The organism is Lysobacter yananisis, from assembly GCF_031199375.1.
GTDB classification, from domain to species: Bacteria; Pseudomonadota; Gammaproteobacteria; order Xanthomonadales; family Xanthomonadaceae; genus Lysobacter; species Lysobacter yananisis.
Genome location: NZ_CP133568.1, coordinates 3,873,218 through 3,886,098, shown reverse-complemented (window position 1 = coordinate 3,886,098; position 12,881 = coordinate 3,873,218). Strand labels below are relative to the sequence as shown.

The window sequence follows — 12,881 nt, the reverse complement described above, 5'->3', positions numbered from 1 at the left end:
TGGACGGCCCGGGCGGATGCGAGCGTCCGCCCGGGCCGGTTGCGGCATCGGCCTTCGGCATCCGCGCAGACGACGGCGGCCACGCATCGCTTTCGCGCGAAACGCATGCCGCAACGCAGCGAAGCGCGTGCCTGCGACCGGCGCGCAGCCCGCTGCGCGCGCCCGACAGCGCCCCAGGCACAGGAATTCCGCAACGGACATCACATCCACGCTGCCGAGCCGATAGGGAACGCCTGCACGGCGGTGCTATAACTCCAGCGCGCCCATTGAGGGGCACAAGGAGGAACACGATGTTCGCCACCGCTCGCCGCCGCGCAACCGCGGCCTATCTCGCCGGCTTCGCGTTCTGCTTCGGCCTGGCGCTCTCGCTCAGCGCTTCCGCCTCCGGCTGCTCGGAATGCTGGGACCGCTGCTTCGCGGAACGCCGCGAATGCCGCCAGGCCGGCAACCCGGCCGCGCAATGCCAGGAAATCTTCCAGGACTGCGGCAACGGCTGCGGCTGCCCGATTCCCTGATCCCATTCGCAGCGCGATCCGACCGCCGTCGCGGCTCCCCCGCGGCGGCGGCGCGGCCGTGCCTGCGCGTACCCCCGCAACCATCGACCGATCCAGGAGGGATCATGTTGCAACGCACCCGCAATCGTCTGGCCCTGCTCGCCGCCATCGCCGCTTTCGGCTTCGGCCTGACCTTCTCCGTTACCGCCGCGCCGGAAACCTGCGAGCAATGCCTGGCTCGCTGCGATCAGATGCGCGCCAACTGCACCACCGCCGCCTGCGTGCACGAAGCGAAGATGTGCGCGATCCGCGGCTGCCGCAGCGCCTGCTCCCCCTGATCGCGCGCGCCAGACGGCCTGCGCCCTCGGGCGCGCGCCGCGCAAAGCTTTGCCGCAGCGCAGCGTAACGCGCGCCACCGGCGCCGCCGCCCCCGCCGTGGGCGGCGGCGGCGCCTGTCGGAACCGACAGGGCTCGCGCGTTTCGGCAACCCGCATCACATCCGCCGCGCCGTCGGGACATGGAACGCGCGCGGCGCGGTGATATAACGCCACAGCGCCCACAGACGGGCACAAGGAGAAACCGCGATGTCGATCGCCGAATTGCGCCGCGCACCCGCGGCCCGTCGCCTCGCCGGCCTGGCGTTCTGCTTCGGCCTGGCCTTCTCGCTGAGCGCGTTCGCCGGGCTGCCCCCGGAGCAATGCGCGTTGTGCTGGGACGATTGCAACGCGCGCGCGCAGTTGTGCCGCGAAGAAGGCGGCACCCCGGGCGAATGCGGTCGCGAGCGCCTGCGCTGCGTCAACGCCTGCGGTTGCCGCGCCTGAGGCCGCATTCCGACGCGCCCGGGTTTCCGCCTCCCGCTCCCGTTCACCACCGCGGCGTCCGCCGCACACCACCACCACGATCCACTGAGGACAAGGAATGAATTTCAAGTCGATCCTGACCACCATCCTGGTCGTTGCCCTGGCCTTGGGCCTGGGCGTTGGCGCCGGTTACCTGGTCCGCAACACCGGACTGCTCGGCGGCGGCGGCAAGGGCGTGGAGATCGTCCAGGGCGACTATTCGGCCGTTTACGCCAAGGCCGGCGGCGACATCGTGCTGTACTCGCTGTCGACCTGCCCGTTCTGCCACAAGGCCAAGGAACTGCTGGACAAGCACAACGTGCGCTATGTGGAGCGCGTGATCGACAAGGACGAAGCCGCACGCAAGGAGGCCGACGGCCTCAAGATCAACAGCGTGCCGGTCATCTACATCGGCGACCAGAGCATGCGCGGTTACGACGAAGCCAAGCTGGTCGAACTGCTCGACAAGCACGGCAAGAAGGTCTGAGCAAAAGCGGCCGCAAGCCGCTTGCGGGAGCGACGCGAGTCGCGACCGCGCCACAGCGCTTACGTCGTCGGTGGCGCGGTCGCGACTCGCGTAGCTCCTACAGGCGGGCAATCAAACAGGCGGGCAGTCAAACAGGCGGATACACCCGCCGGCGGCGCGGCGCTCAGATCGCGTCGATGGCCTCGGCCAGCCGCTCCACCGCGATCACCTCCATCTCCCCGACCCGGCCGCCGCGCGGCGCGTTGCCCTTGGGCACGATCGCGCGCTTGAAGCCGTGGGTGGCGGCTTCCTTCAAGCGGTCCTCGCCGTTCGGCACGGGGCGGATCTCGCCGGACAGGCCGACCTCGCCGAAGGCGATGGTCTGCTCGGCCAGCGGCTGGTCGCGCAGCGAGGACAGCACCGCCAGCAGCACCGGCAGGTCGGCCGCGGTCTCCTGCACGCGGATGCCGCCGACCACGTTGACGAACACGTCCTGGTCGCCGACCGCTACGCCGCCGTGGCGGTGCAGCACCGCCAGCAGCATCGCCAGGCGGTTCTGCTCCATGCCGACCGCGACCCGGCGCGGATTCGACAGCGGCGAGGAGTCCACCAGCGCCTGCACTTCCACCAGCAGCGGACGGGTGCCTTCGCGGGTCACCATCACGCAACTGCCGGGCTGCGGCGCGCGGCTGCCGGAGAGGAAGATCGCTGACGGGTTCGGCACCTCGCGCAGGCCCTTGTCGCTCATCGCGAACACGCCCAGTTCGTTGACCGCGCCGAAGCGGTTCTTGAACGCGCGCAGCACCCGGAAGCGGCTGCCGCTCTCGCCTTCGAAATACAGCACCGCATCGACCATGTGCTCGAGCACGCGCGGGCCGGCGATGCCGCCTTCCTTGGTGACGTGGCCGACCAGGAACACCGAGGTGCCGGTTTCCTTGGCGTAGCGCACCAGCCGCGCCGCGCTCTCGCGCACCTGGCTGACCGAGCCGGGCGCGGCGCCGAGCTGTTCGGTCCACAGGGTCTGGACCGAGTCGGCGACGATCAGCGCCGGCTTCATCTTCGAGGCGTGCTCGAGGATGCGCTCAACGCAAGTTTCGGCCAGCGCGTGCACGCCGTCGAGCGGCAGACCCAGGCGCGCGCCGCGGCCGGCGACCTGCGACAGCGACTCCTCGCCGGTCACGTACAGCCCCGGCAGGGCCTGGACCATGCGGGTGATCGCCTGCAGCAACAAGGTGGACTTGCCGATGCCCGGATCGCCGCCGACCAGCACCACCGCGCCGTGGACCAGGCCGCCGCCGAGCACCCGGTCGAACTCGCCGATGCCGGTGGTCACGCGCGATTCTTCCTGATGGGTGACGTCCTTGAGCGCGGTCACCACCGGCGCGTCGGCGCGCCCGGCCCAACTGGCGCGGCGGCTGGCGGCGAGGTTGGGCGCGCCGCCCTTGACCGCCGGCTCGACCACGAACTCGCTGAGCGTGTTCCAGGCCCCGCACTCGCCGCACTGGCCCTGCCATTTGTTGTAGTCGGCGCCGCATTCGGAACAGACATAGGCGGTGCGCGCCTTGGACGCGGCGGACTTGGCGGGGGCTTTGGACATGGCGGACGGCGACTGCGCGGGTAAAGCGGCACTTTAGCCGTTGGCGGTCGCAACGTGCGAGACGGGACGCGGCGGCGCGGCGGATTCCTACGCACGGGTGCGCGGGTGCGCGGGGATGCGCGGCGGGCGGGCATGCGTGGCGAGCGGATTGCGCGGCGGACGGATCGTTCGCGGTCGCGGCTTGCGCCGCGCCTACAGGTCGCCCGGATCGATCCGCAGCCGCTGTAGGAGCGGCGCAAGCCGCGACCGCGACAGCGCGCTTACGGCGCCACCGTCTTCAAGCGATGCACTGAGATGCACTGATCCGCGCGCCCGGACGCTTCCGCGCCCGAATCGCGCTCAAGCCGCCATCGGCCGATGCTGCTCGGGATAGATCGCCGGCAGATTCTGCTGCGGGATCGCCAGCAGGCCGCTGACGTCGGTCGAGGCGACGATGCTGTAGCCGCGCGCGTCGATGTCGTTGCCGATCGCGCGCCAGTCGAGCTTGGGCATCGCCAGCCCGGTGTCGATGGTCCAGCCGAAGCGCAAGGCGCCGAGCGCGCGCATTTCGTCCAGCGGCAACCAGCTGTCGGACGGCGCGACCACATACCCCTCGTTGTCGCCTACCACGAATACGTCTACGCGCATTTTCGTCACTGCCTTGTCTGCCTGTGTCGCGGGCCGGCGCATGGTGTCCATCGGGGCGATAAAAAAGAGTGAAGAAGAAATGGTCGATTGGTAAAGACCGCGGCGGCGAGCAGTTTGAGTTCACTTTCTATGCAAGCCGATGACAGGCGCCGGACCGGGCCGGCGATGGCCGCCCTGGCGCATTCAGGATGGCGCGCGCGCGTCGCAGGGGCCGCGACCGGCGCCCGTCGCCGACCGGCGGCGCGGCATTGCCGGGTGAGACGCGACTGAGCTTCAATACTGCGCAACGGCGTCACGCCAATGGCATGGTTTTGCCGCCTACGGGCCGCGCAGGGGCGTTCCTGCGGCCCGCAGGCGAGCGCAGGCGCGACGCCGTCCGCGCCAGTTCCCGGTCCCACCCCGTCCGTGCGACAAGAACGCCGCCGGTGCGCGCCGCGCGCCGGCGGTCCGGTTGCCCCTGCTGTTCACAAGCACGCCGTCCACAAGCACACGATCCAAAAGCACGCCGTCCACAAGCACGCGGTCCACAAGCGACTCGCTCTCACCCGGCACGCCGTGGACATCCCGCTTCGACACTCGCTCCCACACGTCATTTTCTAAGGAAGGAAACGACATGCCCTCTTCATCGCAATCCCCATCCGGTCGCTGGACCTGGTGCGGCGCCGTCGCGGCGCTGGGCCTGGCCGCCGGCGCGACCGCGCTGCACATCGGCACCGCCGACGCGGCGCTGCAAGCGCTGCCGCCCGAACTGGCGCGCAGCCTCGCGCTGCATCCGCGCGAAGCGCGCACCCAGCTGCCCGACGGCAGCTGGCTGGTGCTCGAACGCGACGGCAGCGCGCTCAAGCGGGTCGAAGACCGCGCCGACGGCCGCACCCTGCGGCGCTGGCCGCTGTCCTCGCCGCGCCGCTACGCCAGCCTGAGCCTGCTGCCGAGCGGCCGCGCGCTGCTGTGGGGCGGCGTGGACGCGCAGCAGCGCCTGCAAGCCGGCGGGCTGTGGTTCGATCCGGCCGCTTCGACCCTGGCGCCGGCCACCGACGTGCCGCTGTCGCCGCGCGCCGGACATGCCGCCAGCGTGCTCAGCGACGGCCGCCTGCTGGTCACCGGCGGCTGGACCGCCGCGGCCGATGCCGGCGCGCGCGCCGAAACCTGGGACGAGCGCGCTGCGCGCGCCGCGGTCGCGGCGGCGGCGCCGGCTCGGCTGGGCCATCGCGCCCGCGTCGAGGCCGACGGCCGCGTGCGCCTGTTCGACGGCCTCGATGCGCAAGGCCGCGCGCAGGCGCAGGACCAGTTCTACGATCCCGCGCGCGGCGCCGCCCGCGCCGCGGCGAACGCGCCGGCGGCCGCGGCCGCGCCGCGCCTGAGCGGGTCCTCGCCGCGCGACGGACAGACCGACGTCGCCACCGACGCGCGCCTGTCGCTGCGCTTCAGCGAACCGCTGCGCGCCGGCGAACTCAACGCCGCCAGCGTCACCCTGCTCGGCCCCGGCGGCTACGCCGCGGTGCAGGTGACCCCGGCCGAAGCCGGCCGGCTGTTGTTCGTGACCCCGCGCCAGCGCCTGCAGGCGAATACCGACTACTCGCTGCTGATCGACGGCGCGCACGCGCGCAACGGCCAGCCGCTGGCGCCGACCGTGGTCGATTTCGCCACCGGCGCGGCGCGCGCCGACGCCGCGAGCGGCGACGCAGCCGCAGGCAAAAACCAGCCCCAGCGCGACAAACAAACCCCGCAGGCCAAACCAGTCCGCGCAACGGCGGCCATACCCGCAGCGGCCGCGCCCGCAGCGCGACCGGCCGCGTCCAACGCCGCGCGCAGCGCCACGCCCGCCAAACCCCAACGCGACAGCGCGCGCACGGCAATAACCGCGGCGGACGTCGTCGTCGACGGCGCATCCGTGTCGGTGCAGACCGACACCGCCGACGAAGCGGTCGACTTCGGCTTCGACATCGCCCAGGCCGGCGACTACGGCCTGGGCCTGTCCGCCTTCGCCACGCCCGGCGCCACCGCGGCCGCGACGCTGACCGTGCAAGGCGCCGCCGGCACGGTCGCGACGCTGGCCTGCGCGGCCGCCGACGACGGCTGCGGCGCCAACCTGCCCGCGCTCGCGCCCGGACGCTACACCGCGCGGGTGCAACCGCCCGCCGGCGCGACGCTGCGCTTCGCCGCGACCCTCAGCCGCGACCTGTCCGCCGGCCTGTTCCCGGGCTACGGCCGTCCCATCGCCCTCAACCGCCGCGGCCGCGACGCCTCGGTGGACCTCGCCGTCCCCGACGCCAGCCATCTGCAGATCAGCGCGCAGAGCACCCAGCCGGCCGCGCGCGAGGTGCGCTACACGCTGTACGCGGACGACGGCACGCTGCTGCAGAGCGTCGCCTTCGCCGGCGCGCACCAAGTGATCGACCTGGCCACGCCGGAACGCGGCACCTACCGCCTGCGCATCGATCCGGCCCATGGCGCCACCTACGCCGCCACGCTCTCCGTCGGCTACGGCGCCGCCAACGTGCTGGTCACCGACGGCCCGGTCCGCGACTTCGTGTCCGAACCCGGCGCGCCGGTGCGCATGCAGTTCGTGCTGGAAACCGATCAGCCGCTCGGCCTGGGCATCGGCAACCTCAGCATCGCCGGCAGCGACCAGCCGGCCACGCTGCGGCTGTACAAGCCCGACGGCAATTCGGCGCTCACGCCCAAGTCGTGCCTGCCGGCCAACGGCGGCTGCGACCAGGCGCTCTCCGTCGTCGCCGGCTACCTGCCGCCGGGCGTCTACACCGCCACGCTCACGCCGCCGGCCAACGGCACCGCGCGCTTCAGCGCCGCGCTCAGCAGCGAACGCACGGTCGACATCGCCCTGGGCGGCAGCGCGAGCCTGAGCCTGGACCGCTACGGCCGCACCGGCCGCTTCGCCTTCGACCTCGCCGCCGGCGAGGTGTTGCAGTTGAACGTCTCGCCCGACACGGTGCCGGCGCAACGCCCGGTCGGCTACAGCCTGATCGGTCCCGACGGCGCGGCCTATTTCGTCAAGCCGCCGGCGGTCGGCCCGCAGTCGCTGGTGGCCGCCGCGCCCAAGGCCGGACGCTACGCCTGGGTGGTGGACCCGCAGCAAGGCGAACTGGCCACCGTGAACGCCACGCTGACCCAGCCGGCCGGCTCCACCGCGATCGGCGCCGCGCCGGTGTCGCTGTCGACCCAGGCCTCCGGCGCGCGCGCGAGCTTCAGCTTCGCCAATCCGCGCCGCAGCGATCTGGGCATCGGCATCGCCGACCTGCAACTCGTCGGCAGCGCGTCCTACGCCGACGTCACCCTGCGCAATTCGCGCAACGCGCTGATGGCCAGCGAGCAATGCCACGCCGACGCCGCGCGCGGCGGCTGCGACCTCGACCTGCGCGATCTCGCCGCCGATGTGTACACGGTCGAGATCGTCCCGCACGACGGCCAGGGCCTGCTGAGCCTGCGCGCGGCGGTCAGCGAGGACCTGGTGCTGCCGCTGTCGCGCGCGCAGCCGGTCGATCTGCAACTGACCCGTATCGGCCAGAACGCCAGCCTGGAGTACGACGCCGGCGCCGGCGAGAACCTCAACGTCGCCATCGCCGGCCAGCTCACCGCGCCGGCCGGCCGCTTCGTGCGCTACGGCCTGCAGGCGCCGTCCGGCTACGAGATCGCCAACAACTCGGTCGGCGCCAACGGCAGCGGCGGCATGAGCCGCGAGAACGTCGCCGCCGGCCGCTACCGCGTGCGCATCGATCCCGAATACGGCGCGACGATGTCCGCGCGCGTGGCGATGATCGACGACTTCGCCGACGAACTCGTCGTCGACGGCGCGCCCCGGCAGATCGCCACCCAGTTGAGCGATCAGAGCGTGCGGCTGTCGTTCCAGGTCGAACCCGGCGCCCGCCTCGGCCTGGGCATGGATCAGTTGAGCGGCATGCAGCCGTTCCCCCTCGACCTGACCCTGTCGGCCGCCGACGGCCGCGTGGTGTGGACCGACCTGTGCCGCGAGATGGACAAGAGCTGCGCGTTCAATCTGGACGGACTGCCCGGCGGCCGCTACACGCTCAAGGTCGATCCGCCCAGCCAACAGGGGCCGTACGGCTTCCGCGCGACGCTGAGCTCGGACCTGGAACTGCCGCTGGCGCTGGGCCAGACGCTGGCGCTGCAGCAGGACCGCTGGGGCCGCAACGTGCGTGTGCGCTTCCATGCCGAGCCCGGCGACGATTTGTATCTGGCCGTCGCCGACGTCGTCCGGCTGTCGCCGCCGCCGCAATCGGACCGGCGCGACATCGAGTACACCCTGCGCGGCCCCGACGGCGCGACGATCCGCAGCGACGCTCATTCCGACGGCCTGTCGATGCGCATCTCTGACCTGACCCAGAGCGGCGACTACACCCTGACCATCGATCCGCCGCTGGGCGATGCGCTGGGCGCGAACGTCTGGCTCGGCCGCAACCAGCCGCTCGGCGAGCTCGCGATCGACGGCGATGCGGCGGTGTTCGCCTCGCCGCTGCCCGGTGCGCCGATGCGGGTGAGCGTGCAGGCCCCGGCCAACGCCAAGCTGCGCTTCGGCATCGCTCCGGACGGCCCGGTGCCGCCGCGTGGTTTCATCGTCAACGGCCTGCGCTGCAACTTCGGCGACGACGATGCGCCCGGCTGCGCCTACGGCCTGCAGACCACCGACGCCGGTCGTTACGAAATCAGCGTGTACCAGGACTACCTGGTCCCGCCGACGCAGTTCCGGGTGCGCGCGATCGTCAGCACCACCTACCAGGCCGCCTTGCAGCTGGGCGTGGCTCAACCGCTGAACCTGCGCAGCGGCCAGAACGCCTTGCTGAGTTTCCACGGCACCGCGGGGCAACGCCTGCGGCTGAAGGTGTCGGGACAGGCCACCCTGCCCGCCGGCTACAAGGCCTACTACGGCCTGCGCCGGCCCGGCGAGCGGCTGCCCGACTTCAGCGCCATCTCCGCCGCGGCGGACGGCAGTTGGGAGCTGCCGCCGCTGGCGGCGACCGGCGACTACGTGTTGGAAGCCGCCGCGGTCGGCTGGCCCGGTCTGCAGACCACGGTGTTGCTGGAACCGAGCACGCCCTGAGCGCCCCGCCCGCGCGCCGCGATCCGGCGCGCGGGCGGTCACGGCGGCGCCCGCCGCCGTTTGCTGTGGCATGCGCGGGATGCTGCGATACTGCGCGAATCGCCGCGTCCTTCCGCACGCGCCGCACCGGAACCCCATGCTCATGGAAGACACCGCCACGCCGACCGGCTGCGGATGCGCTCGCCGCCGGTTCGCACCGACGTTCGTCCTGCCGCTGGCGCTGTGCGCCATCGCCGTCGCGCCCGGCGCGTTCGCCAGCGGCCACATGCCCGGCTTCCCGATCCCGCCGCGCAGCTTCGCCGATTACGCCGCGTGCAAGGCCTTCCTCGAAAAGACCGCGCGCGACGACCGCGCCCGCGCCGAGCCGCAGCCGCGCGAGACCGAACCCGGCGTCACCCGGCAGACGCTGGTGATCAGCGACGGTGTGACCGAGTCCGGCGAGAATCAGGCCGCGTATCGGGTCCAGGTCGGCGCGCAGTTCCGCCGCCGCGACGAAGCGCGCGAGTCGATCGTGACCACGTTTTCCTACGACGAGAACAGCTACCGCTGCAACGGCGGCGAGCTCAGCGGCGAGTCCGGCGCGCGCGGTTACCACCTGCCCGGTTACGAGCCGATTCCCGCGCCGGCGCGGTGACGCCGGCGCGTTGATGCCGGCACATCTGGCCGGCGATTCGCCGCGAGGGGCTTCGGGCTCGATGCCAGGGGTCTTCGTCGCGAACTGGAACAAGGGCGTCGGGCCTGAAGGCCCTCCCACAGCGGCTGCGGCCGGTGGCGGCCGGCGAGCCCACCCGCCCGCTCCCGGCCGGCACGCGAGGCCGGCGTCCAGGGCCGAGTTGTGTTTTTGGGTAGTTCTGTCCGGCGCCGCCGCCGGGCCCGTTTGACAACGTTGTCATCGGTGCGCGAAGTTTGCCCGCTGCGATCCATCGCCAGCGCGCGACCACCAGACACTCGACCACAAAGGGACCAACCCATGGGGCAGCATCGTTGCTTGGGCGCCGGCATTCTCGCCGCGTCGATCTTGATCGTCGGTTGCAGTCAGCAAGCCGACCCCGCCGCCGCGCAGGCGCCCAAGCCGGCATCGCCCGCGGCCGCCGCGCCGGCCGCGGGCGATGTCGCGGTGTTCTTCGACGACTTCAACTACCCCGACCTCGCCGCGTTCCAGGGCAACGGCTGGAAAGCGCGCACCGAGACCGGCCATCCCGGCATCAAGGGCGCGACCTGGTCGGCCGAAGGCCTGTCCTTCCACGCCGACATCGCCGACACCCACGGCGGCGCGGTGCGGATGAGCTCGGTCACCAACGGCAAGGCCGACAAGACCCGCCAGACCCAGTTCTGCCACGCGCGCAAATACCGCGAAGGCACCTACGCCGCGCGCATCTTCTTCCGCGACGCGCCCAGCTACGGCCCGGACGGCGACGAAGTCATCCAGACCTTCTACGCCATCAGCCCGCTCAAGGCGCCGATGGACAAGAACTACAGCGAGACCGACTTCGAATATCTGCCCAACGGCGGCTGGGGCGAGAACAGCAAGCCGGCGATGTGGACCACCAGCTGGGACACCTTCCAGCTCGAACCGTGGACCAAGGTCAACGAGTTCACCCGCCACGAAGGCAGCTACGCCGGCTGGCGCACCCTGGTGCTGACGGTCGCCGACAAGCAGCTGAAGTACTACGTCGACGGCAAGCTGTTCTCCGAACACAGCAGCGCGGTGTACCCGGAAGACTTCATGTCGATCAACTTCAACCTGTGGTTCATGCCCAAGGGCGCCGACGGCTCGTTGGGCCCCGTGGACTCGCCCGAGATGCGCGAATACCAGGAGGACATCGACTGGGTGTTCTTCCGCGAAGGCGCGGCGCTGTCGACCGCCGACGTGGAAAAGCAGGTCGCCGAACTGCGCGGCAAGCAGGTCGCCCACCTCGACAACGTCAAGGAACAGAACCCGCCGCTGCCCTCGCCCTGCGGGCTCTGACCGCGCCCGCCGCCGCGCGCGGCGCCGCACCTGCCACAAGGCCCGCGCATGCGGGCCTTTTTCTTGTCGGCGCGGGTAGGCGCCCGCGCCCGCCTCGCGGGTTCACGACCGGCCGCGCGCCGCGTTGGTAAGGGCGACCTCGGCCGACGCCGCGCGGGCGCTCCGTCCGCAGCGACGGCGCCGGCGCGAGAGCGCCCCCACCCGCGACACGAGGAAGCCGTCATGAGCAACTACTGGCCCGAGCAGAACTTCGACACCGGCAAGTTCCACCTGCAGTTGCACCCCTATCTCGCCGTGCCGGAAGATGTGATCGACCCGGAAGCGTTGCTTCAATACGGCGCCGACTTCAAGCTCCGCTTCGCCCGCGCCGCGCCGCAGACCCACCCGATCGGCCTGATGCAGCTGATCTTCCCGCAGACGTCCGCGAACGAGAACAATCTAGTGGGCCGATGGAACGTCGACAAGCGCGACCCCACGCCCGACCAGACGCCGATGCGAAACTGCATGTACGGCGAACCGGGCGAGACCATCGCGGAGCACTCGCAGTTCTACGCGGGCCAGCCGGCCCGTCACGTGTCGCCGGCCGAATGCTGGCTGATCGACACCCCGCGCGAGTGCAGCAAGCGCTTCGATCACGGCCGCTTGACCAGCAACACCGATACCAAGTTCGCCAACTACGTGGTCGATACGGCCACCGGCAAAGTGTTCGATCACGGCATGGTGTGGGGCTATCACGTCGTGCAGAACAGCAAGAAGCTCAACGAGTTCGAACCGGTGATCGTGGCGCCGAAAGAGTCGCGGCTGAGCCAGAGCAACGAACATCTCGACGCGATCGCGCGCTTCCTCAAACTCACCCGCGACGAGGTCAAGAGCTACATCGCCTGAGGCGGGACGGCCGCCGCCGGGACGCGCCCGCGCGCCCGCGCGCCGGCCCTCGCGGGCGCGCCCGGACCGCCCGGGCGCCGGGCGCCGCACCCGCCCGAGCCACCGCGGTGCGACCGCGTCCGAATTGACCGCCCCGCCCCCGGCGCCTAGAATTGCCGTCCTTCGCCGGAATAGCTCAGTTGGTAGAGCGGCGCATTCGTAATGCGTAGGTCGTAGGTTCGATTCCTATTTCCGGCACCAGATACATCAAGCACTTAGGCCGCCTTCGGGCGGCCTAAGTGCTTTTCAGGGATACGACCGAACACGGTTCGAGCACGAACCGTCAACGCCCTTGAGCCTTCTTGCCTTTGCGCGCCTTAGCCGATGAGGTGCTGCCTCGCCGCTCTAGGTACTCCGTCAGCAGTCCGAGAGGCGGCACGCCGAGCGCCTCGGCGAACTCGACCAACTCCACGACGTCAATACGCCGTTCCCCGCGCTCGCACTTGGACACGAAGGTCTGCGTGTTCCCCAGCCTCTCGGCCAAGTCGATTTGCGACATACCCGCCCGCTTGCGGGCCGCCTTCAGGACGGTCAGCAGTAGCTGGTAGTCGGGATTGTGGGTCGATTGGGCCATCGCGCGGTGACAGGCTGGTCACCGCACGCTAGAGTCCGTATTGGATTAGTCCAAAATGGACTATTTACTAGCATTGCTCTGGGGGAGCGCATGAAGCGGATAGGGATTCTTCTGGTTGTCCTGGTGGCCTTGGCGTGGGTAGGGTCGAAGCTTGTGCCGCGCAGCGAGCCCACGGTTGCCGCGGCGCCCGTGGCCGAGGGGCCGCAGAAGCAGGCCCAGCAGCCCGAGGCGCCGAAGCCCGAGCCGGAGCGCCCCATGATGCCTATGCGCGTAAGCACGACACCATCACAACGTAAGCCACTTTTCACCCCGGA

At 70.9% G+C, this 12,881-nt stretch carries 12 protein-coding genes and 1 tRNA gene; 10 read left to right on the top strand and 3 right to left on the bottom strand.

Translation table 11 applies throughout. The features are described 5' to 3' along the window. The first annotated feature begins 290 nt into the window (after nt 1–290). The 4 genes from RDV84_RS16290 to RDV84_RS16275 all read left to right on the top strand — a co-directional run bounded on the left by RDV84_RS16290 (nt 291) and on the right by RDV84_RS16275 (nt 1,820). Nucleotides 291–515 carry a hypothetical protein gene (locus RDV84_RS16290; protein ID WP_057948166.1) on the top strand — a complete coding sequence of 75 codons (225 nt, stop codon included), beginning with the start codon at nt 291–293 and terminating at the stop codon, nt 513–515. A 104-nt stretch (nt 516–619) separates the two neighbouring features. Continuing rightward, nucleotides 620–832, top strand: a complete 213-nt coding sequence (locus tag RDV84_RS16285; RefSeq protein WP_078999865.1) for a hypothetical protein — start codon at nt 620–622, stop codon at nt 830–832. Between the two features lie 246 nt (nt 833–1,078). Then, the gene (locus tag RDV84_RS16280; RefSeq protein WP_078999864.1) at nt 1,079–1,315 is read left to right on the top strand and encodes a hypothetical protein; all 237 of its coding nucleotides are present in this window, start codon (nt 1,079–1,081) and stop codon (nt 1,313–1,315) included. 97 nt (nt 1,316–1,412) lie between these two features. Continuing rightward, the gene (locus RDV84_RS16275; RefSeq protein WP_057948169.1) at nt 1,413–1,820 is read left to right on the top strand and encodes a glutaredoxin family protein; all 408 of its coding nucleotides are present in this window, start codon (nt 1,413–1,415) and stop codon (nt 1,818–1,820) included. A gap of 163 nt (nt 1,821–1,983) precedes the next feature. On the opposite strand, the gene radA is transcribed toward RDV84_RS16275, so the two are convergent. Continuing rightward, entirely contained in the window at nt 1,984–3,396 is a 1,413-nt protein-coding gene (gene radA / locus RDV84_RS16270; RefSeq protein ID WP_309150926.1) for a DNA repair protein RadA, read from the bottom strand. Nucleotides 3,397–3,735: 339 nt separating this feature from the next. Then, nucleotides 3,736–4,023 carry a hypothetical protein gene (locus RDV84_RS16265; protein ID WP_139382056.1) on the bottom strand — a complete coding sequence of 96 codons (288 nt, stop codon included), beginning with the start codon at nt 4,021–4,023 and terminating at the stop codon, nt 3,736–3,738. 613 nt (nt 4,024–4,636) lie between these two features. Between RDV84_RS16265 and RDV84_RS16260 the strand changes: the two genes are divergently transcribed. The 6 genes from RDV84_RS16260 to RDV84_RS16240 all read left to right on the top strand — a co-directional run bounded on the left by RDV84_RS16260 (nt 4,637) and on the right by RDV84_RS16240 (nt 12,194). Further along, nucleotides 4,637–9,100 (top strand): Ig-like domain-containing protein, encoded by a 4,464-nt coding sequence (locus RDV84_RS16260; RefSeq protein ID WP_309150925.1) that lies wholly within the window; start codon nt 4,637–4,639, stop codon nt 9,098–9,100. A 142-nt stretch (nt 9,101–9,242) separates the two neighbouring features. After that, nucleotides 9,243–9,734, top strand: coding sequence for a hypothetical protein (locus RDV84_RS16255; RefSeq protein WP_309150924.1), 492 nt, complete (start codon nt 9,243–9,245; stop codon nt 9,732–9,734). 13 nt (nt 9,735–9,747) lie between these two features. Continuing rightward, complete coding sequence (locus tag RDV84_RS26645) at nt 9,748–9,981, top strand: DUF6053 domain-containing protein (protein WP_425606247.1); 234 nt, start codon at nt 9,748–9,750, stop codon at nt 9,979–9,981. Between the two features lie 89 nt (nt 9,982–10,070). Beyond that, nucleotides 10,071–11,069 (top strand): glycoside hydrolase family 16 protein, encoded by a 999-nt coding sequence (locus RDV84_RS16250; protein ID WP_198944664.1) that lies wholly within the window; start codon nt 10,071–10,073, stop codon nt 11,067–11,069. Between the two features lie 222 nt (nt 11,070–11,291). Further along, nucleotides 11,292–11,954: a hypothetical protein gene (locus tag RDV84_RS16245; protein ID WP_309150923.1), complete on the top strand. Its 663-nt coding sequence runs from the start codon at nt 11,292–11,294 to the stop codon at nt 11,952–11,954. Between the two features lie 164 nt (nt 11,955–12,118). Continuing rightward, nucleotides 12,119–12,194 (top strand) — tRNA-Thr (locus tag RDV84_RS16240). 82 nt (nt 12,195–12,276) lie between these two features. On the opposite strand, the gene RDV84_RS16235 is transcribed toward RDV84_RS16240, so the two are convergent. Then, on the bottom strand, nt 12,277–12,567 hold the full coding sequence (locus tag RDV84_RS16235) for a helix-turn-helix domain-containing protein (RefSeq protein ID WP_309150922.1): 291 nt from the start codon (nt 12,565–12,567) through the stop codon (nt 12,277–12,279). Between the last annotated feature and the right edge of the window lie 314 nt (nt 12,568–12,881).

Coding starts and splice junctions, on each gene's coding strand:
- RDV84_RS16290 (WP_057948166.1), top strand. CDS start 291: ATGTTCGCCACCGCTCGCCGCCGCGCAACCGCGGCCTATCTCGCCGGC.
- RDV84_RS16285 (WP_078999865.1), top strand. CDS start 620: ATGTTGCAACGCACCCGCAATCGTCTGGCCCTGCTCGCCGCCATCGCC.
- RDV84_RS16280 (WP_078999864.1), top strand. CDS start 1,079: ATGTCGATCGCCGAATTGCGCCGCGCACCCGCGGCCCGTCGCCTCGCC.
- RDV84_RS16275 (WP_057948169.1), top strand. CDS start 1,413: ATGAATTTCAAGTCGATCCTGACCACCATCCTGGTCGTTGCCCTGGCC.
- radA (WP_309150926.1), bottom strand. CDS start 3,396: ATGTCCAAAGCCCCCGCCAAGTCCGCCGCGTCCAAGGCGCGCACCGCC.
- RDV84_RS16265 (WP_139382056.1), bottom strand. CDS start 4,023: ATGCGCGTAGACGTATTCGTGGTAGGCGACAACGAGGGGTATGTGGTC.
- RDV84_RS16260 (WP_309150925.1), top strand. CDS start 4,637: ATGCCCTCTTCATCGCAATCCCCATCCGGTCGCTGGACCTGGTGCGGC.
- RDV84_RS16255 (WP_309150924.1), top strand. CDS start 9,243: ATGGAAGACACCGCCACGCCGACCGGCTGCGGATGCGCTCGCCGCCGG.
- RDV84_RS26645 (WP_425606247.1), top strand. CDS start 9,748: ATGCCGGCACATCTGGCCGGCGATTCGCCGCGAGGGGCTTCGGGCTCG.
- RDV84_RS16250 (WP_198944664.1), top strand. CDS start 10,071: ATGGGGCAGCATCGTTGCTTGGGCGCCGGCATTCTCGCCGCGTCGATC.
- RDV84_RS16245 (WP_309150923.1), top strand. CDS start 11,292: ATGAGCAACTACTGGCCCGAGCAGAACTTCGACACCGGCAAGTTCCAC.
- RDV84_RS16235 (WP_309150922.1), bottom strand. CDS start 12,567: ATGGCCCAATCGACCCACAATCCCGACTACCAGCTACTGCTGACCGTC.